This window comes from Nocardia sp. NPDC051990 (assembly GCF_040680755.1).
In the GTDB taxonomy this organism is placed as follows: Bacteria; Actinomycetota; Actinomycetes; order Mycobacteriales; family Mycobacteriaceae; genus Nocardia.
In genome coordinates this window covers 115,601-135,073 of the sequence record NZ_JBFAXH010000004.1, presented here as the reverse complement: position 1 = coordinate 135,073, position 19,473 = coordinate 115,601, and the positions used below count along the sequence as shown (strand labels likewise).

The 19,473-nt window shown below is 65.6% G+C and carries 19 protein-coding genes; 12 read left to right on the top strand and 7 right to left on the bottom strand.

Annotated features, from left to right (window positions below; translation table 11 throughout):
* The first annotated feature begins 577 nt into the window (after positions 1 to 577).
* The gene (locus tag AB0L63_RS09725; protein ID WP_364497237.1) at positions 578 to 1,300 is read left to right on the top strand and encodes a TMEM165/GDT1 family protein; all 723 of its coding nucleotides are present in this window, start codon (positions 578 to 580) and stop codon (positions 1,298 to 1,300) included.
* A 349-nt stretch (positions 1,301 to 1,649) separates the two neighbouring features.
* Here the strand turns inward: AB0L63_RS09725 and AB0L63_RS09720 are convergent, their stop codons facing one another.
* Both AB0L63_RS09720 and AB0L63_RS09715 read right to left on the bottom strand, forming a co-directional pair.
* Entirely contained in the window at positions 1,650 to 2,324 is a 675-nt protein-coding gene (locus AB0L63_RS09720) for a TetR/AcrR family transcriptional regulator (RefSeq protein WP_364497234.1), read from the bottom strand.
* A 34-nt stretch (positions 2,325 to 2,358) separates the two neighbouring features.
* Positions 2,359 to 3,237, bottom strand: coding sequence for an SDR family NAD(P)-dependent oxidoreductase (locus tag AB0L63_RS09715; protein WP_364497231.1), 879 nt, complete (start codon positions 3,235 to 3,237; stop codon positions 2,359 to 2,361).
* 176 nt (positions 3,238 to 3,413) lie between these two features.
* Here AB0L63_RS09715 and AB0L63_RS09710 point away from each other — a divergent pair, with 176 nt between their 5' ends.
* Complete coding sequence (locus tag AB0L63_RS09710) at positions 3,414 to 4,181, top strand: SDR family NAD(P)-dependent oxidoreductase (protein ID WP_364497228.1); 768 nt, start codon at positions 3,414 to 3,416, stop codon at positions 4,179 to 4,181.
* A 176-nt stretch (positions 4,182 to 4,357) separates the two neighbouring features.
* Here the strand turns inward: AB0L63_RS09710 and AB0L63_RS09705 are convergent, their stop codons facing one another.
* From AB0L63_RS09705 to AB0L63_RS09690, 4 genes are all read right to left on the bottom strand, one after another.
* Entirely contained in the window at positions 4,358 to 5,176 is an 819-nt protein-coding gene (locus AB0L63_RS09705; RefSeq protein ID WP_364497225.1) for a class I SAM-dependent methyltransferase, read from the bottom strand.
* Between the two features lie 92 nt (positions 5,177 to 5,268).
* The gene (locus tag AB0L63_RS09700; protein ID WP_364497222.1) at positions 5,269 to 5,751 is read right to left on the bottom strand and encodes a GNAT family N-acetyltransferase; all 483 of its coding nucleotides are present in this window, start codon (positions 5,749 to 5,751) and stop codon (positions 5,269 to 5,271) included.
* Between the two features lie 108 nt (positions 5,752 to 5,859).
* Positions 5,860 to 7,815 (bottom strand): molecular chaperone HtpG, encoded by a 1,956-nt coding sequence (gene htpG, locus AB0L63_RS09695; protein WP_364497219.1) that lies wholly within the window; start codon positions 7,813 to 7,815, stop codon positions 5,860 to 5,862.
* Positions 7,816 to 7,836: 21 nt separating this feature from the next.
* Positions 7,837 to 9,510 (bottom strand): TM0106 family RecB-like putative nuclease, encoded by a 1,674-nt coding sequence (locus tag AB0L63_RS09690; RefSeq protein ID WP_364498151.1) that lies wholly within the window; start codon positions 9,508 to 9,510, stop codon positions 7,837 to 7,839.
* A gap of 466 nt (positions 9,511 to 9,976) precedes the next feature.
* Between AB0L63_RS09690 and AB0L63_RS09685 the strand changes: the two genes are divergently transcribed.
* From AB0L63_RS09685 to rraA, 7 genes are all read left to right on the top strand, one after another.
* Positions 9,977 to 10,627, top strand: a complete 651-nt coding sequence (locus AB0L63_RS09685; protein WP_364497215.1) for a DUF6474 family protein — start codon at positions 9,977 to 9,979, stop codon at positions 10,625 to 10,627.
* Between the two features lie 8 nt (positions 10,628 to 10,635).
* Complete coding sequence (locus AB0L63_RS09680; protein WP_364497213.1) at positions 10,636 to 11,178, top strand: hypothetical protein; 543 nt, start codon at positions 10,636 to 10,638, stop codon at positions 11,176 to 11,178.
* A 42-nt stretch (positions 11,179 to 11,220) separates the two neighbouring features.
* On the top strand, positions 11,221 to 11,880 hold the full coding sequence (locus AB0L63_RS09675) for a YcnI family protein (protein ID WP_364497210.1): 660 nt from the start codon (positions 11,221 to 11,223) through the stop codon (positions 11,878 to 11,880).
* Entirely contained in the window at positions 11,877 to 12,431 is a 555-nt protein-coding gene (locus tag AB0L63_RS09670) for a copper resistance CopC family protein (RefSeq protein WP_364497207.1), read from the top strand. Before AB0L63_RS09675 ends, AB0L63_RS09670 begins: the two co-directional genes overlap by 4 nt.
* Before the next feature lie 22 nt (positions 12,432 to 12,453).
* Positions 12,454 to 13,383, top strand: a complete 930-nt coding sequence (locus tag AB0L63_RS09665) for a CopD family protein (RefSeq protein WP_364498148.1) — start codon at positions 12,454 to 12,456, stop codon at positions 13,381 to 13,383.
* Between the two features lie 259 nt (positions 13,384 to 13,642).
* Positions 13,643 to 14,008 carry a DUF5313 family protein gene (locus AB0L63_RS09660; protein ID WP_364497204.1) on the top strand — a complete coding sequence of 122 codons (366 nt, stop codon included), beginning with the start codon at positions 13,643 to 13,645 and terminating at the stop codon, positions 14,006 to 14,008.
* Positions 14,009 to 14,086: 78 nt separating this feature from the next.
* Positions 14,087 to 14,575, top strand: coding sequence for a ribonuclease E activity regulator RraA (gene rraA / locus AB0L63_RS09655; RefSeq protein WP_364497202.1), 489 nt, complete (start codon positions 14,087 to 14,089; stop codon positions 14,573 to 14,575).
* Between the two features lie 4 nt (positions 14,576 to 14,579).
* On the opposite strand, the gene AB0L63_RS09650 is transcribed toward rraA, so the two are convergent.
* On the bottom strand, positions 14,580 to 14,801 hold the full coding sequence (locus AB0L63_RS09650) for an RNA-binding S4 domain-containing protein (protein WP_364497199.1): 222 nt from the start codon (positions 14,799 to 14,801) through the stop codon (positions 14,580 to 14,582).
* Positions 14,802 to 15,117: 316 nt separating this feature from the next.
* Between AB0L63_RS09650 and lysX the strand changes: the two genes are divergently transcribed.
* The 3 genes from lysX (at position 15,118) to AB0L63_RS09635 (ending at position 19,447) form a co-directional block, all read left to right on the top strand.
* Complete coding sequence (gene lysX, locus AB0L63_RS09645) at positions 15,118 to 18,414, top strand: bifunctional lysylphosphatidylglycerol synthetase/lysine--tRNA ligase LysX (protein WP_364498145.1); 3,297 nt, start codon at positions 15,118 to 15,120, stop codon at positions 18,412 to 18,414.
* A 99-nt stretch (positions 18,415 to 18,513) separates the two neighbouring features.
* The gene (locus tag AB0L63_RS09640; protein ID WP_364497196.1) at positions 18,514 to 18,750 is read left to right on the top strand and encodes a hypothetical protein; all 237 of its coding nucleotides are present in this window, start codon (positions 18,514 to 18,516) and stop codon (positions 18,748 to 18,750) included.
* Positions 18,751 to 18,829: 79 nt separating this feature from the next.
* Positions 18,830 to 19,447, top strand: coding sequence for a histidine phosphatase family protein (locus tag AB0L63_RS09635; RefSeq protein ID WP_364497193.1), 618 nt, complete (start codon positions 18,830 to 18,832; stop codon positions 19,445 to 19,447).
* Positions 19,448 to 19,473 lie beyond the last annotated feature (26 nt).

The window sequence follows — 19,473 nt, the reverse complement described above, 5'->3', positions numbered from 1 at the left end:
CCAGTGGCTGCCTCGCACAAGCTCAGAGGCTGTTGCCGAATACGCCGAACGGGCGGTCACGCCGCCGTCACAGCGGCGGGACCAAATCATCTAGCGGCGAGCATGATTGCGCCCCCAGCCGGCCACATAGGTATATGACCTACGTCACATCCAAAAATCGTGTCGATTCGGCAACAGCCTCTGCACCCTTGCGCGAGGCAGTCAATCGGTATGCGGTGACACCGTGCGGATTGCCAAGGGCTAGCTCACTTCTGAATCAGCGTTTGCTGCTGGATCTGTGAGGGGAACCGAAGATCGGCGGTTGGATCTCCAAACTTATTGTGCGCATTGCTATTTCGATAATAGCGACTTGGCTCGAGACTGGACGCGGGGTACAGTCGATGGCAGCGAAGGGGAGTAGCCCGCAATTGCGCTGTCGACATACTGGTTCGCCGTCTCACGAGGATGCGGACCCGGCCGCGTGAACCGGTGTGGATCCGGTGGGCGAGACCTTCGGCCGAGACAACCCTTGCGTTGTCGGCCGGAGGAGTGACCCGATCTCCCGGCTGGCAGGCCGGAGCCCGGGAGTGCAGACCACATGATCACGACGATTTTGCTCAGCGTCGGAATCGTCTTTCTCGCCGAGTTGGGTGATAAGTCCCAGCTGATGGCGTTGACGTTCGCGCTGCGCTACCGCTGGTGGGTGGTGCTCGGCGGCATTGCGGCAGCCAGCGCGGCGGTGCATCTGATCTCGGTCGGCATCGGCTATTTCCTCGGTGCTGCCCTGCCCACCCGGGCCATCGCGCTGATCGCCGCACTCACCTTCCTGGCCGTCGGCCTGTGGACCCTGCGCGAACATTTCGGCGGCGATGACGAGGCGGCCGAACCCAAGCCGCCGCGGTCGACAACCGCGCCGTTCTTCGTGGTCCTCTCGGCCTTTCTGCTCGCCGAACTGGGCGACCGAACCATGTTCGCCACCGCCGCTCTGGCCACCGACAACAGCTGGGTCGGCGTCTGGATCGGCTCAACCATCGGCATGGTCGCCGCCGACGCACTCGCCATCGCGGCAGGCATTATGGTCGGCAAACATCTCCCGGAACACATCATCGGCATCTGCTCCGGCCTGCTGTTCCTCTACTTCGGCACCGCAAGCCTGCTCGCCGCGGCCCGCCCCGACCTCGGCATCCGCACCGGCGGCGCACTCGCCATCCTCGCGCCCGCCGCCGCGGGCATCGCCCTGCGGATCCGATCACGGCGCGTGCGGCGCAATTCGGAACGCGTCCCGAACGACCCAGCATCCGAAGTCGACAGGGTGCGCTGACCGGTCGCACCGGCCCGCCTGCCGCTATTCGGCCACCGGCTATTGCCTCAGCCGTCAAGGCGAAGGCCCAGACCTGAGCTCAAAGGGCTGGCCGTCAGTGCCTGGTGGCGGTGGGCGGGCCGGTCCGCAGATTGTCCGGAGTCCCAATCCTGGTTCGCGCCGACGTCCAGGTCGACGGTCCGCAAGCTGGTCTGCTCGCTGCCGCCCAGGCCCGCACATCGGACTGACGCAACATCGCGTCGCCGCAGATCACCATTGCGGCGCACCAGGTCAAGTACCAGCCAGCGGACCTATACTCAGCCGCCAGCCAGCGCCAACAGCAATTGCACGTGCGCGCCGGTCCGCTCGCTCAGGCCCCTACCTCGGACTGGCGCGGCATCGCTTCGCCGTAGAGGTCACCGCTGCGGCGCACCATGTCTAGTAGGGGTTCGTGGAGGGCTTTGAGGCCGACGAGGTCGTCTACGGCTATGCGGGCGGTGACCATGGCGCTGACGGCGGCGGCGAGGGTTTGGCAGGCGAAGCGCTGCTCGTCGGTGCGGGCGTCGAGGACGTCGGCGATCATATCGACGAATGCTTCCTGCAACTGGGCGCGGCGGGCGACCGCTTTCGAACCCACCGCGTAGACCTCGACGAGGTAGAGGCGGGCGTATGCGGGCTCGGCGATCAGCCCGTCGAAGTAGGCCTCGAGGATGCGGCCCATCCGATCGGGATCGGATGGGCCGGCCGCATCCCGCGCATCGCCGTTGGTCGCATCCACGATATTCGCGATCAGCAGCTCGACGGCCCGCTCGTAGGCGGCCTCGAAACAATCCTCCTTGGAACGGAATTGCTCGTAGAAGGTCTCCCGCGACACCCCGGCCCGCTTCAGGATGGCCGCGACCGAGGTCCCGACATATCCGTTCTCGACCATGGCCTCGGCCATCGCGCTCAGGATCCGCTCGCGCTGCGAGGCGATCACCTCCTCCCTCGGCAGGCCGTGTCGCCCCCGTGGGAGTTGGCGTGCGCTGCTTACGGATTCGGTCATTCAGTGGCTCCGAGGGTCGGGCGGGCGATCCCGGCTACGCCGGTCGCTCCATTTTGCGGGGTCTGACCGGTTGATCGGTGGTGAAGGGTGCCTCTTCGGTACGCGCGATTTCCAATGCCCGCGCCACCCCGCGCCGCAGCGCGATATCGATGACCCGCTGGGCGATCGGCCGGAACGGCAACACCACCGCCACCCACCACGGCGATACCACCTGACGTTTGCGCCGAGCGATGGCCCGTTCGACCGCATCGATCGCGGGACCGAGCGGTGCGACGCCCGAGACCGTGGACCGGCCGAGGATGGCCCGCGCAGCGGCGGTACCGAAGCCTCGCGCGGTCATATCGGTATCGAGCTCGGCGAAATACGCGACCCCGACCCTCGCACCGGTATGCCTGACCTCGTGCCGCAACGTATTGCCGAGCGCCTCCACCCCGGCCTTCGACGCGCTGTAGGCCCCGACCAACGGCAGATTTACCGCGGCCGCCAATGACGAGAAGACCAGCGCGTAGCCGTTCGGATGGCAGATGTGCGGTCCGGCGGCACGCAGGGTGTAGTAAACGCCGAGCACATTGACCGCCAGCGTCTCCTCCATGGCCGCCGGATCCCCGCCGAGCAGCGCCAGCTGTTTGGCCACCCCGGCGTTGGCCACCACCACGTCCAACCCGCCGAGTTCGGTGACCAGCGTGTTCACCACCCGCTCCACCTGCCGGTGATCGGCGATATCGCAGTAGCGCCACGGTGCGTCCCCGCATTCGCGCGCCACCTCCGCGAGCAGATCCGCCTCCAGCCCGAGCAGCGCTACCTTCGCCCCTTTCGCGTGCAACTGCCGCGCTAACGCGGCGCCGATGCCGCGCGCCGCGCCGGTGATCAGAATCCGACGCCCGGCCACGGACGCACCGGAAAACAGGTTCATACCAGCGACGATACCAGCTATGAACATATATGTTCGCAAACAATGTCCCGCTTATCGATGGGTGCTATGACATGCGGGCGCCGAGCGCGAGGGAGCCATGATGGGCCTCGCACAGCGGACCGGTTAGGGTGCAATTGACGAAGGGCCAACCGGCTGTCACGAACGAGAGGACCATCGTGGAGATTTCGGGTTCCGCCGCCATCATCACCGGAGGCGCATCCGGCCTCGGCGCCGCCACTGCCAAGCGTTTCGCCGATCTGGGCGCAACCGTCTTCGGACTCGACGTACCCCAATCCATCGAGCGCGCCGGGGACAATGTGCCCGACGGCGTCACCTTGATCCCCGCCGACGTCACCAGCAACGACGAGGTTTCCGCTGCGGTCGCGCAGGTCGTCGAATCGGGTGCGCCGCTGCGCATCGTGGTCAACTGCGCCGGTGTCGGCTGGGCCGGACGCATCCTGTCCAAGAACGGCCCGCACGATCTCGAGCTGTTCCGCACCGTCATCACCGTCAACCTGCTCGGCACCTTCAATGTCATGCGCTTGGCCGCCGACGCCATCGCCAAGACCGACGCCGTCGACGAGTACGGCCAGCGCGGTGTCATCATCAACACTGCCTCGGTCGCCGCATTCGAGGGCCAGATCGGCCAGATCGCGTACTCGGCCTCCAAGGGCGGCGTGCACGGCATGACCGTTCCGGCCGCGCGTGACCTGGCCCAGTTCGGCATCCGCGTGAATACCATCGCCCCCGGCATCATCGACACCCCGATGCTCGCCGGTGTCACCGAGGAGTACCGCAAGGGCCTCGAGGCCGGTGTGCCGTTCCCGTCGCGCCTGGGCCGCCCGGACGAGTACGCGCAGCTGTCGCAGTACATCGTCGAGCACGACTACCTCAACGGCGAGACCATCCGCATGGACGGCGCGCTGCGCATGGCCCCTCGCTAAAGAGCCTGCGCTCGTCCGCCTCCCCGGATATTCAAGCCATAGCAGTTGGGTGCCACGATCGTTGGCCGTAGGGCCGGCGGTCGGGCACCCATTCGGCTTTTGGGCGTACCCGGTGTACTGACGAAATCAGTTGTCGCGCTGGGCTCCTGCGGAGCCCAGCGTTTTCGTGACTGGGCTCAGGGGGTCGGTTTGTGGCCGATCCCGAGAAATGCCGTGGTCGAGAGGGGTCGGTGCGGGCGGTAGTTGGCGGCAAGGTAGGCGCGCATGAGCACGACACGTTCGGCCCACACCTGCTCGCCAACGGTGCGGCGCATCAGCACCAGTGGGGCGCTGCTGCGCACCATGGTCTCAAACATCTCGTCGGAGTCGGCGAAATCGAGTGCGCTGGTGTGGCGTTGGATACTCACCCCGGCGAAGCCCGCGGTGCGCATCTCGGTCGCGAAGACCTCCGGATTTTCCAGGTTGAGCAAGTTGGGTTGGGGTTCGGAAATGGACGGATCGGCGGCCACGAAGGCGCCGAACATCATCCGCATGAGTGGCGATTCGGCCACCGGCGCCCAACTCGACACCACGGCGGTGGCACCGGGACGCAGCACGCGGAACAATTCGGCGAAACCCTTGGCCCGATCCGGGAAGAACATCAGCCCGAACATCGAGAAACCGGCATCGAAGCTCTCGTCGTCGAACGGCAGTGCCTGCCCGTCCCCCACCTGCGTTTCGATATTGGTCAGCCCGGCGGTGCGGGCGTCCTCGGCGAGTCGCTCGATCATGGGCTCCGACAAGTCGATGGCCGATACCCGCGCCACCCGTTCGGCGGCGGGCAGACTCAGCGTGCCCGGCCCCGCAGCGACATCGACAACGTGTGATTCGGCCGAAAGATCGGCGAGTTCAAGTGCGTGTGCGGAGAAGGGGGCCATGATCGAGGGTCCGAATTCGGCATATCCGTCGGCGACGAGATCCCACGGTTCGGCCGCGGCAAGCGGGTTACCAGACATCAGCTGACGATCCTTTCGACCGTCAAAGGCTAACCGGGTGATCCCCCCCGGGACCTACCAACTCAGACCAATCTCACTGTACGCGAAGCAGATCAGATCTTGCGTTCGAAGGTGATCAGGTGATGGCCCGGTCCGTTGTAGTCGCGCACCGGTCCAGCGACCGTGAAACCGAGATGCCGGTGGAAGCCGATGGACGCGTCATTGCCCGGCGAGGTGATCGCCTTCACGATATGCCGATCATTCGCCCTGGCGATCGCAAAGAATCGCTCGTAGAGCTCGCGCGCGAGGCCGCTCTTGCGGGACTGCGGGTCGATGCCGACGAAGTGGATATAGGCCTCATCGGATTCCGACGGCGAGAGGAAGCCGATCAGGAATCCGGCCAGCCAGTCGGTCGGTTCCCGCCGTCCGGCGCCGGGCACCTCAGCGACCAGGCTGGTCCGGTAGAAATGATCGAGGAACAACCTGGGCAGGTGCGTTAACGCCGAGCGCCCCCACCAGTCGTCGATAACGGTGGTGATGGCGTCGTAGTCATCGGCACGTGCGGCCCGGATGATCGGACCGTTCGCATTCGGCACGTTATCCATTGTCCTGCGCGCGCCGCATTGCGGGTAGTTGTCCTGATCACGCGCGGAGCGCATAACCAGTGGCCGTGCGAGACGGCCACTGGTTATGCGGGAGCTTCGTCAGAGCGTGCGGGTCAGGCGCTCGGTGAGGATCTGGGCGAAGCGGGCCGGATCCGCGAGTTCACCACCCTCGGCGAGAACCGCGGTGCCATAGAGCAATTCGGCAGTTTCGGTGAGTTCGGGAACCTTCCCCGCGTCGGCGTCGTCCCTGCGGGTGTCGTAGGCATCGCGCAGACCGGTGACCAGCGGGTGGGTCGGGTTGAGCTCGAGGATCCGCTTGGACTCGGGCACCAGCTGACCGGAGGCGCGGTACATGCGCTCCAGCATCGGGGTGAAGTCGAAGACATCACCGACGAGGCAGGCGGGCGAGGTGGTGAGCCGGTTGGTCAGGCGCACCTCCTTGACCTTGTCCAGGGTCTTGCCGAGCCAGCCGAGCAATTCGGCGAAGTCCTTGTCCTGCTGTTCGCGCAGCGATTCGGTGGCCTTCTTCTCCTCCTCGGTCTCCAGATCGACCTCGCCCTTGGCGATGGACTGCAACGGCTTACCGTCGAATTCGGTGACCGAACCGACCCACATTTCGTCGACCGGATCGGTCAGGATCAGCACCTCGCGGCCCTTGGCCTTGAATGCCTCCATATGCGGGGAGCTTTCGACCTGCTGACGGGTTTCGCCGGTCATGTAGTAGATGGCGTCCTGGCCGTCCTTCATCCGCTCGACGTAGGCGGCGAGAGAAGTCAGCTCTTCCTCGGAGTTGGTCGAGGCGAACGAGGAAACCTGTAGCAGCGTCTCGCGGTTGTCGAAGTCCGAGAGCAGGCCCTCCTTGAGGACGCGGCCGAACTCCTTCCAGAAGGTCTGGTACTTCTCCTGATCCTCGGCGCCCTGCAGGTCCTTGACCGTCGAGAGCACCTTCTTCACCAGGCGCTTGCGGATCATCTGGATCTGCCGGTCCTGCTGCAAGATCTCGCGGGAGACATTGAGCGACAGGTCCTGGGCGTCCACCACACCCTTGACGAAGCGCAGGTATTCCGGCATCAACTCTTCGCAGTTGTCCATGATGAACACCCGCTTGACGTAGAGCTGCACGCCACGCTTGTGCTCGCGGGTGAACAGGTCGAACGGCGCCTGCGACGGAATGAACAGCAGCGCTTGATATTCGAAGGCGCCCTCGGCCTTCATCGGGATAATCTCCAGCGGATCGTCCCAGCCGTGGCTGACGTGCTTGTAGAACTCCTTGTACTCCTCGTCGCTGACCTCGCTCTTCGGGCGGGTCCACAGCGCCTTCATGGAGTTGAGGGTCTGCTCCTCGAGAATCGTCTTCTCGGTCTTCTCCTCGCCCTCACCCTCGGTGACGGTCCGCTCGACCTGCATGCGGATCGGCCAGGCGATGAAGTCCGAGTACTTCTTGACGATCTCGCGGAGCTTCCACTCCAGGGTGTAGTCGAAGAGGTGATCGTCCTCGTCCGGGGTCTTGAGCTGCAGCGAGACGGCGAAGCCCTGCGGGGCCTGGTCGAGGGTTTCGATGGTGTAGGTCGAGCTGCCCGCGGCCGACTCCCAGCGGGTGCCCTCGGTCTCGCCCGCCTTGCGGGTGGTCACCGTGACCTTGTCGGCGACCATGAAGGTCGAATAGAAGCCGATGCCGAACTGACCGATCAGTTCCTCGGCGGCCGCCTCGGATTTGGCCTCGTTCAGCTTCTTGCGCAGCTCCGCGGTACCGGATTTGGCCAGGGTGCCGATCAGATCGACCACCTCGGCGCGGGACATGCCGATGCCGTTATCCCTGACGGTCAGGATCCGGTTGTCCTTGTCGACCTCCAGCTCGATATGCAGATCGGCGGTGTCGACGTGCAGATCCTTATCGCGGAAGGACTCCAGCCGCAGCTTGTCCAGTGCATCGGAAGCGTTCGAGATCAGCTCCCGCAGGAACGTGTCCTTGTTGGAATAGACCGAATGGATCATCAGCTCGAGCAGCTGATGGGTTTCTGCCTGGAACTCGAGTTGTTCGACATGCTCTGTCACGTCGCGATGGTACCGCTGCACCTATCCGACATCCGCGGACATCTGCCCGAAGTCGGCCAAGCCGGGCACCTCGATATCGGCACGGTGGGGATCATCGGCCCGTGCGGGCCGTGGCTGCATCCATTCGCGCAGCACCATGGTGGCCCGCACATCGTCCTCGTTGTACTCCAGCAGTCGGGTGCGCTGACCCGGATCGGGTTCGCCCTCGTAGCCGACGGCCAGCCGATACCAGCTCATCGACGCCTCGCCACCCGCCTCGGGATCGCGCCAAGCGAAGCCCGCAACCGGCGCGATCTTCTTGAGCCCCTTGCCATTCGGGCAGATGAACTGGTCGGAGACGGCCTGGAACATATCCACCCACTGCGGTCCGTCGACGAAGGCGCGCACCTGCTCGACCGTCGGCACCCCGGGACGACCCGCGAACCGGCGCGCCGATTCGTAGAGCCATTTGTCCTCGGCGGTCCGCGAATAGCAGTAGGCAGCAAAGGTCTTCCCGGCCGCGACGGCCTCGGCGCGCACCGTCATAAGCCAGGTCCAGAATTCGCCGAAGGAGCGGCCCTCATCCTCGGTGGGCAGCGGATCCCAGGTGACGAACGGGCGGTACACGCCGTCGAGCAGCGTGCCCCACAGATATGCGCCGTACTCCTGGAAGCTCTCCAGATCGACATCCACCTCGACATCGGCTCGACGCACCCGGACTCGCTCGACCCGACGCACCAGCGGCGCACCAGCGAGCCAGGCGCGGGCGGTCACCACGGCCTCGTCGAACGGGCCGTGCTGCCAGTCCTCCGGATCGTCGCCGACCCAGGCGGCCAGATCATCGATGGTCTCGACACCGTATCCGCGCAGCACCTCCGCGCGGGAACCGGGCGCGACCAGGCTCACGTCCCGATGTTCGGTCAACCAGCCCTCGCAGCTGTGACCGGCGACCGGCGCCTGATCGGCGGGCGCTGCGCGGGTCCACCACGGGCACTGACGGCATTCGGGCACCTTCGACGGCACCGTTGGCAATTCCCCGCGCACCACCGCGATTCGATCGGCATAGCGACGGTCGTAATCGGCGAGCAGCGGGCCGAGATCGTGCACCAGAATGCGGTCGAAGTTATAGCCGATCACGCCGCCGACCAGCGCTGGACTTGCCAGGCCGTGTCGTTGCAGCATGCGGTACAGATGGGCAAGCCGCTGTTGATCGCGGGGCTGCTGGCGCAGTTTGCGATGCGGATCCGGTTGCGGATCCCAGTGATAGGGATCCGAGGTGGTCGGGTGGAAATCGGCCGGTTCGGGCTGGCGTAGATCGGTGACCTTGTGGTTGACCACGATCACCGGGATATAGCCGCCGCGATCGCGATCGCGCAGCAGGATCTCCGAACCGCCCCGCCGACCAGTATCCGGTTCCTGCGGCAGCAGCCCGCCCCAAATGTGTTGGGCGCCTTCGGCACACGCGCGCATCGTGGCCGCGGCCCGCTCCCCCGCGCGCAGCGTCGGATCGATCACCACCCAGTTGTCCGGATCCGCGGCGATCAGTGCCTCGCGCACCCGGGTGCGATGGGCGGTCGCGGCCTCCCGGCGCTGACGGACCCCGGCATCCTCGATCACCCCCGTCAGCTGTTCCGGATGGGCCGAATTCAAATGCAATCGGTGCCGACACCCGATCAACGCCCTGGCATCGACGAATGCGGTCGGCTCGGCGGGCATCGGCGCAGAACTGGCCTCGACCTGTCGCTCGTCGGCTACGCCTTCGTCATTGCGACCGTCGCGGTCACCGCTGCCCGAATACACATACGCAGTATGGTCCAGACCCCTGACAACTCTGTGAACCGCATGACACAGTCCGCGCACAAGGCACAAGTAGCCATGGAATCGCGTGGTACACCGGTGAGCGAGTGTCAGCGAGTGAACCGAAGACACAGCGCGCCCCGCGCACGGCGGAGCCGTTCGCTAGCGAGGCGCAGCCGTGCGCGGCGTGGTAGACCTGTGCCTGGTAGACGAGCAGCGAGATGATTCAATAGCAAAGCAGCCCGTTCGGAGCCAGTCTTACGAGCGATGTTCGCGGCCCGTCTCGCATCCGCGCGAAGGCGCGGCCATCGACTCAGCCGAGTCACCGGGGGGCCGCGAACACGTCGCGCCGCAGGCGCGGCAAATTGGACACAGGAGGGCCTCGATGGGGTTGTTCACGAAGCGCAAGCGGCGACCGAGCCGCAGGGCCGAGGCGAAGGCCCTCAAGCACAAGGCCGCCATGGAGGCGAAGCTCGGCGCCAGGAACGACCGCAAGGCCCGCCGCGCGGAGGCCCGCACCCAGCGCAAGGTCGCCAAGGCGCAGATCACCACATTGCATGCTGAGGAGAAGGCCGCACTCAAGGTAGCCGCAAAGGCCGAGCGGGATCCGTTCACGGCGAGTCAGGTCCGCAAGTACCTGGGGGTTGCCCGGGTGCTGGTGCCCGTACTCGCACCGCTGGCCTATCGCGCTGCGACCTACATCCGCGGCCGGATCGATACTCGTCGGGCGCATCAGCTCGGCATCGGCGTCGAACAGCTCGGTGATTTCAGCGGCCACGGCGGCCGGCTGCGGGCGCGGATCAGCAATACCGAAGCCGCCCTCGACAAGATCGGCGCGCAGTCCGGCGACAAGGCGAGCAAGGGTGAGACCCAGGAATTCGTCGCCGCCATCCAGGATCGACTCGGCAATCTGACCGCCGCGATTCGGACCGCGGAGCAGATGCCGGCACCGCGTCGTCGCGCCGTGCACACATCGATCTCGAGCGAGCTGTCCGGTATCGAGGCGGACGTACTGGCGCGCCTCGGCGTCAGCTGATCGATCCGATGTCTCCCGGCCAGCTTTCCGCCAGCCCCCGTGGCTGTCTGGTCGGCGGCATGGTCGGTACGCTCGCCATCGCCGCACACGGTGCGGCGGGCGGTGGATCTCCGGATTCCGCCGAATTCGCACTGCTGCTGCTTATTTCGGCGTTGACGGGTTGGGCCGCGGGACGGCTGCGTCTGGGCATCGGCCGTTCGGCCGTACTCGGTCCGCTCGTGCTCGGCCAGTTCGCCGGACATGCCGTCTTATCGGGACTGGTCGACCACGCCCACACCCATACCGCCGTCGGCGCACCGCGACTCGACCCCTATCTGCCCACCGGCTGGATGTTGGCGGCGCACTTGATCGCAACACTCGGCTGTGTCGCACTGATCCTGTTGGCCGAGCGGCTCCACGCGATGGCGTCCAGCGTCATTCGCGCGATTTCCGTCACCGGATCACCGTTAGCGCTCACCCGCCCGGTCCGCTGGTCCGGCCCCATTCTCCGGCACTACCGCTTTCATCCGAACGGCGCGATCGGGCCGCGCGCGCCACCGGTGTCGGCCTGACCCGCCGCACCCGAACCCCTTCGGACAGAAAGCACTTCATCCATGCGCACGCAGATCACGCGCACCTGCACGGCGGTCGCCGCCGCAGGCTTTGTTCTCCTCGCGAGCGGCACCGCCGCCGCACACGTCACCGCCGACGCACCCGGCGCGACGCAGGGCGGTTATTCGGTGATCACCTTCAAGGTCCCGACCGAATCTGAGACCGCGAACACCACAGCGCTCACCGTCGCCCTGCCCAACCTCAAGAGCGCCCGCACCGAACCCATTCCGGGCTGGAACTCCAAGGTCGACCGCAATGACAAGGCCGAGGCCACTTCGGTCACCTGGACCGCCGATCCCGGCACGCCCGGCGTCCGTCCCGGCCAGTTCCAGCGCTTCGTCGTCTCGGTCGGCCCGCTGCCGACGCAGAACGAGGTCAGCTTCACGACCACCCAGACCTACAGCGACGGTAAGGTCGTCAAATGGGATCAGCCGATGGGCGCTGACGGTTCCGAACCCGAACATCCGACACCGACGCTCACCCTCGCCGCGGCCACCGGCGACGGCCATGACGGCCACCACGTCGGCAGTTCGGCCGCCGCTGAAGAGAAGTCGAAGGACGCCGACAACACCGCGCGTTGGCTCGGCGGCATCGGGCTCGCACTCGGCCTGCTCGGCGTCGCACTCGGCCTCGGCAATGTGATCCGCGGAGGCCGGGCATGAGTGGCACCGCCATACGACGCATGCTCGCCGGACTGGCCGCGGGCCTGCTCTTGCTGAGCATGAGCGCGCTCGCGGCCGGAACGGCGGCAGCCCATTCGGCGCCGGTCAGCAGCGTGCCCGCCGACGGCGCGAGCATCGAAACCGGTCCGGATCGGGTAAGCATCACCTTCAACGAGCCACTGCAGGAAAGCTTTCCGGCGCTCACCGTGGTGGGGCCGGACGGGAATCTGTGGTCCAAAGGCGATCCGAAGGTGGACGGCCCGACGGTCAGCGTCGCGGTCGGCGAACTCGGCCCGACCGGTGTCTACAAGATCGGGTACCGGGTCACCTCCGCCGACGGTCATCCGGTCAAGGGCGAACTGAGTTTCACCCTGACCAAGGCGGGCAACGGCACCCCGGGCCCGAAGGCCAACAGCCAGAACAACTCCGGCGGTGGCGACGATTCCGGTGGCATTCCGCTGTGGGTCTTCATCCTCGGCGCTGTCGTACTGTTCGGCGGCGGTCTGGCCTTCGCCCTGTTCGGCGGCAGGAGCCGCAAAGCGCAGCGGTGAGAAGAGCACACGGGTGAACAAGGTGCAGCCGACGACCAGCGGCGGAAATGCGCAAGCGTTGCTGCTGGTCATCCCGGCCGGGTTGCTCGGGGTGGCGCTCGCACTGATCCTGGCCATCCCGGCCCCCGTACAGACCGAGAGCGTCGTTCGGGTGCTGGCCGACTGCACCGGAGCGACCGTGCTCGGGCTGGCCGCGCTGCCCCGCCTACACGATCGGCAGCGGCCGCCGTGGCGGGCACTGGCGGTACTGGCCGGGATCTGGTGTGTCACCGAATTCACGGTGCTGGCCTTCGAGGCTGTCGCCGTTGTCGGGGTGCCGATCGGCAAGCTCAGCGGTAGGCAGTTCAGCAATTTCCTGGTCGAGATCAGCGGTGGTCAGGTCGGCATCGCGGTGCTGATCGGCAGCGGTGCGGTCGCGTGCTATTCGACGCTGGCGTTCCGGCGACCCGATACCGCATCGGCTGATCTGGTGCTGGTCTTCGCCGCGGTGGCGCTCGCGCTGCGGCCGATTACCGGACATATGTCGCAGCAGCCGTTGGGCTCGGTGTTCGCGGCGCTGCACGCGCTGGCGGCGGCGTCCTGGTTCGGCCTCTTGGTCGCGCTGGCGCTGGTGGTGCGCACCCGAGGCGAGTGGGCGGTGACACTGCCCCGGTATTCGGCGGTGGCACTGCCGCTGGTCGGCATCGTCGCGGTCACCGGCCTCGTCAACGGGTTGGTGCGGGTGGGCGGGATCGCCCCGTTCGTGACGACGGGCTACGGCCGTATTCTGCTCGCGAAAACCCTTGTGCTGGTCGCGTTGCTGGCACTGGGCTGGTGGTGGCGACGGACCTGGGTACCGCAGGCGACGGGGCATCGAATGCCTGCCGAATCCTCGCTGCGGCGGGCGGTTATCGAGGTGGCGGTGATGGCCGTTGCCTTCGGGATGGCGGCGACCCTGGCGGTCACCGGCTGACGCTTGCAAATGCAAGCGCCCGCCCCATTCGCGTCTGCAGGTGGTGCGGTGGGAGCAGAACTTCGCGATCGCGGTGAAGTCGATTCAGCAGGCAGAGCTAGCCACCGATCGGCGAACTTGTCCGGTCCGGCCGGAGAATCCCGTGCGCTACGACTGACCGCACGCCACCGATGCATCTCACCAGCCCTGGTGCGGAATTCGCCTGCCGAATATTCGCCGAACCTGGCCGTGATGTATCTCACGGGCATAGCCTGAACATATGAAGCGCCCCACGATAGGCCAACGGATCGCTTACGATCTCGGCCGCGAGCTCCCCGAGGAGCTGCACGAGTGGGTCATCCACGACCTCGTCGGGCACGGGGCCATGGAACGCTATCTCGTCCGCTTCCTCGTACCGTTCATCCCGTTCTTCGCGCTGTGGTTGCTGTTCCCCGGCCCGATGGGGTTGAAGATCGGCATGATCGTCATGATGATCGTGCCGCTGATCCTGTTCACGGTGTCGCTCAGTTACGTCTGGCGCCGGTTCCGGCTGGCCCAGCACGGCATCGATCAGCAGTGGATCAACCACAACAAGATGCGCGAAACCGAGCGGATCAAATACGAGATGCATTACGGGCACCGCTAGCGGTGTCGCACCAATGGAATGGACAGACCGGATGGTCCGTTCGCAGTCGGCTGCGGCCCGAAATCTAAGCTGGCACCTGTGACCGAATCGCACAACCCCTTAGCCACTGCGGACCTCGCCGACGAGATCGGCCCCGAAATCCGTAGCTGCGATACGCAGTTCATCCAGTTCGGCGGGCGCGCGGCATTCTCCGGATGGATCACCACGATCCGTTGCTTCCAGGACAACCTGCTGGTCAAGCAAACGCTGAGCGAGCCGGGCAATGGCGGCGTGCTGGTCGTCGACGGCGGCGCCAGTGTGCACACCGCACTGGTCGGCGACATCATTGCCGGACGCGGTGTGGCCAATGGCTGGTCCGGCGTCATCGTCAACGGCGCGGTGCGCGACTCGGCCATTCTGCGCACGCTCGATATCGGCATCAAGGCGCTGGGCACCAACCCGCGCAAGAGCACCCAGACCGGCACCGGCGACCGCGATATTCCGGTCGAATTCGGCGGTATCACCTTCGTACCCGGCGACATGCTCTACAGCGACCACGACGGCATAGTCGTCCGTGCCGAAGGTTGAGCGACTAAGCCGTCGCCACCCTGACCTTGTGACCGGCGAGGACAACGATGTCGCCGACATGCAGTTGCCGTCCGCGACGCAGTTCCACCTCCTCGTTCACTCGTACCAGACCCGCGGCGATCACGGTCTTGGCCTCCGATCCGGAATCGATCAGATTGGCCAGCTTGAGGAACTGACCGAGTCGAATGACGTCGTCATCGATCGGCACATCGACTGCATCGGACATGGGATACATCCTTACTCCGTTGCCCTCGAACCAGAAATCCAACCCTCGCGCGCGGTGTCCCGGAGGCGGTAGCGCAGCGTAACCACGCCAGGGACTCGTGAACACCACAAATCAGATACAGACGGTCGACACACATGAATGATTTGCTGAGACCAGCGACGCGAGCGACGGGCCCGGAGGCGGTAGCGCAGCGTAACCACGGAGGGCCCCGGGAGTGTCGCGAATCAAACACCGACATGCCCGGGTGGTCTTCGAGCACCACCACCGCGGTACCGTACACACTGGTGCTGTGACAACCACGCACGCCCGGCAACACATCGCCACCGAACCACTCTCGGAAAGATCGGCACCACCGGTCCCGCACCGCGGGCACGGACGGCTGCGCGAAGTCCCGCATATCGCGGGCCTGATCCTGGGTGTGTTCGCCGTGCTCTGTTTCCTGTGGAGCCTCTCGCCCGGACTGCGATATCTGACGCATGTGCCGCGTCGCTACATCGACCTGTACTACTTCGACGCACCGGACACCAGCCTCGTGTGGGCATTGGTGGTCGGTCTACTCGCGGGAGCCACGGCCAGCCGCAAGCGGATCGCCTGGTGGTTGCTGGTCGGCTATATCGCGCTCTACGCCCTGGCGAATGTGCTCGAATTCGCCGACGAGGGCAATATGCACGCGCTGGTGGCGGCGGTGGTGCAGTTCGCCGCGATAGGCATACTGCTCGCGTCCTGGCGGGAGTTCTACACCAAGGTGCGCCGAGGCGCCGGCTGGAAGGCGTTGGGCGTATTGGTCGGCGGCCTCGCTATCGGTTGTCTGCTCGGCTGGGGTCTGGTGGAGCTGTTTCCCGGATCGCTGCCACGCGGCGTGCAGCGGCCGCTGTGGTCGATCTACCGGGTGACGGCCGCGGTGCTGGTGGACAACGAACATTTCGACGGCCATCCGCGGCCGTTCATCAACTTCCTGCTCGGCCTCTTCGGCGCCATCGCCCTGCTGGCCGCGGTGATCATCCTGCTGCGTTCACAACGCGCGGGCAATGCGATGACCGGCACCGACGAATCCGCGATCCGCGGCCTGCTGGAACGCTCCGATGTCGAGGATTCGCTGGGCTACTTCGCGACCCGACGCGATAAGGCGGTGGTGTTTGCGCCGAGCGGCAAAGCGGCGCTCACCTATCGCGTCGAATCGGGCGTCTGCCTCGCCAGTGGTGATCCGATCGGCATTCGCGAGGCCTGGCCGCAGGCCATCGATGCCTGGCTGCGGCTCGCCGACCAATTCGGTTGGGCTCCGGCGGTCATGGGCGCCAGCGAACTCGGTGCAACGGCGTATCGACGGGCCGGACTTTCAGCATTGCGCCTCGGCGACGAGGCAATTCTCGACACCAGGTCCTTCTCGCTCGCGGGGCCGGAGATGAAGCAGGTCCGCCAAGCCGGGAACCGGTTGCGCAAGCACGGGATCACGGTGGGCATCCGCCGCCATCGCGATATCCCGACCGAGGAATTCCGGCAGGTGATCGCGCGTGCGGATGCCTGGCGCGATACCGAAACCGAGCGCGGCTTTTCCATGGCGCTCGGACGCCTGGGCGATCCACTGGACGGCGACTGCCTGCTGGTGGAGGCGGTGAATCCGCAGGGGCGGGTACTCGGCATGCTGTCGCTGGTGCCGTGGGGACGAACCGGCGCGTCACTCGAGCTGATGCGCCGAGATCCACACGGCCCCAACGGTGTCATGGAGCTGATGATCTCCCAGCTCGCGCTGACTTCCGAACAGCATGGCATTACCAAGGTTTCGCTGAACTTCGCGGTGTTCCGCTCGGTATTCGAAGAGGGCGGACGCATCGGCGCCGGACCCGTGCTGCGGCTGTGGCGCGGTGTGCTGCTGTTCTTTTCGCGCTGGTGGCAGTTGGAGGCGCTGTACCGGTCGAATGTGAAGTATCAGCCGCACTGGGTGCCCCGATTCTTCCTGTTCGAGGAACGCAGGCAACTCCCTCGAGTCGCCATCGCCAGTGCGCTCGCCGAGGGCTTCCTGCCGCGCTTCGGCAAGGAACCCGAAACCATCACCCATACCGGTCTGCACAGTGCGGTACCCACGGGCGTTACCGGACTGCACGCCGACGGTAGTCCGCCGGATCTGCCGGATAACGTTGGGGTGGAACAGCTTCCGCGCCGCCCGGAGCAGGTGCGGGTGCGCATGGACAAGCTCGATCGGCTCGCGGCCGCCGGTATCGATGCCTATCCGGTCGCCTATCCCCCGACGCATACCGTTGCGGCGGCACGCCGTTCACCGCGCGGCACCACGGTGCGGGTCTGCGGCCGACTGTTGCGCATCCGCGATTACGGCGGTGTGATCTTCGCAGTGGTCCGGGACTGGACCGACGATATCCAGCTGGTCATCGACCGCGATCGGGTCGGTGCCGAACGCAGCGCCGAATTCGGTGATTTCTTCGACCTCGGTGACCTCATCGAGGTCAGCGGCCGGATCGGACACAGCCGCCGCGGCGAACTTTCACTGCTGGCCGCGGACTGGCGGATGATCGGCAAATGCCTGCATCCGCTGCCGGACAAGTGGAAGGGCCTGTCCGATCCCGAGGCCAGGGTCCGCCAGCGCTACGTCGATATGGCGATCAATCCAGAGGTCCGCGAGGTGCTGAGCAAGCGCACCGCGGTGGTGCGCTCGCTGCGGGATTCGTTGAACGCCTGGGGATATCTCGAGGTGGAGACCCCGATCCTGCAGAAGGTGCACGGCGGGGCCAACGCGACACCGTTCCACACCCATATCAATGCCTACGATCTGGACCTGTATCTGCGGATCGCGCCCGAGCTGTATCTCAAGCGGCTGTGCGTCGGCGGCATGGAGAAGGTCTTCGAAATCGGCCGCAACTTCCGCAACGAGGGGGTGGACTTCAGCCATAATCCGGAGTTCACCAGCCTGGAAGCCTATGAGGCACATGCCGATTACGAGCGCATGATGCGGCTGGCCCGCCAGCTCATCCAGAATGCCGCACAGGCCGCCAATGGATCGATGGTGGCGCTGCGCCCCAACCCGGACGGCTCCTTCGAGGAGGTGGACATCTCCGGGGAGTGGGCGGTGAAGACCGTGCACGGCGCGGTATCGGAGGCGCTCGGCACCACGATCACCCCGCAGACCACACTCGCAGAGCTGCGCGAACTCTGCGATGAGGCGCAGGTTCCTTATCAGCACGGCTGGGATGTCGGACAGGTCGTGCAGGAAATGTATGAGCACCTGGTCGAATCCCATACGGAGAAGCCGACTTTCTACATCGACTTCCCGACTTCGGTCTCCCCGCTGACCCGCGCGCACCGCAGCATTCCCGGGGTAACCGAGCGCTGGGACCTGGTCGCCTGGGGCGTCGAATTGGGTACGGCCTACAGCGAACTCACCGACCCGATCGAACAGCGCCGCAGGCTCACCGAACAATCGATGTTGGCGGCCAACGGCGATTCGGAGGCCATGGAGCTCGACGAGGACTTCCTACAGGCGCTCGAGCATGCGATGCCGCCGACCGGCGGATTGGGGATGGGTGTCGATCGCATCGTCATGTTGATCACCGGCCGCAGCATCCGCGAGACGCTGCCGTTCCCCCTGGTGAAGCCGCGCTGAGAATCTCCCGCCAGGGATCATGAAAGATTGCCGGCGCGAAACCGTATTCGCCCGCTAATCTTGGTAATTCGGCCCCGGAGGAGGCCGATACGATCAATCATGGGGATGCATATGTACCTTGATCTACTGACCAACACCGCTCTGCTGGATCCACAGGTATGGGCGAGCGCGGATACCTGGACCAACTCCGACACCGTTGCCTCGGCAGTGGAGTTCGCGGCCAAGAAAAAGAAGAGCAGCAGCGGGCTTCTCATCGGTGGCATCTGCTGCCTGGTCATCGTCGCTCTGATCGTCGGCGGCATCTACCTGCTGACCCGGCGCAAGAAGCAGCAGTAAGCTCGCGGAAACGGCCCGGCTCGCACCTCACGACGCCCCTGCTGCGACTGAACGCCCATCGTACGGCAGAGTGGGCGGAGTGCAGTTGATACTCGTTCGTCATGCTCAGCCGGTTCGGGTGCCGACCTCCGACGGACCAGCCGATCCCGAGTTGGCGCCGGTTGGTGTCGAGCAGGCCGAACGAGTGCCTGCGGCGTTGGGGCATCATCGGATCAGTCGGATCGTGAGCAGTCCGCAGCGACGGGCCCGCGAGACGGCCGAGCCGACCGCGGCGAAGTTGGGGCTGCCGGTGGATGTGATCGACGATCTCGCCGAATACGATCGCGACCTGCCTTCCTACATTCCGATCGAGGATGCCAAGGTCGAATTCGCGGCCGTCTACGAGCGGATCAAGTCCGGCCATCTGCCCGAACAGATCGACGCGCCCGCCTTCAGCACCCGGGTGCGTGATGCCATCACCTTGATCGCCGCACACACCGATCCCGCGGATACGGTGGTCATCTTTGCGCACGGCGGGGTGATCAATGTGCTCCTGCAGGACGTGCTCGGCCTGGTCCGGCCGCTGACCTTCCCGATCGACTACTGCTCGATCACCCGGATCCTGTTCTCCCGCAGCGGCCGCCGGACCGCGGCAACCATCAACGAAAACGGCCATGTGTGGGATCTGTTGCCGCGCAATATTTCACAGCAACCTTGACCGTTGTTCGCAAACTCGACCATTCA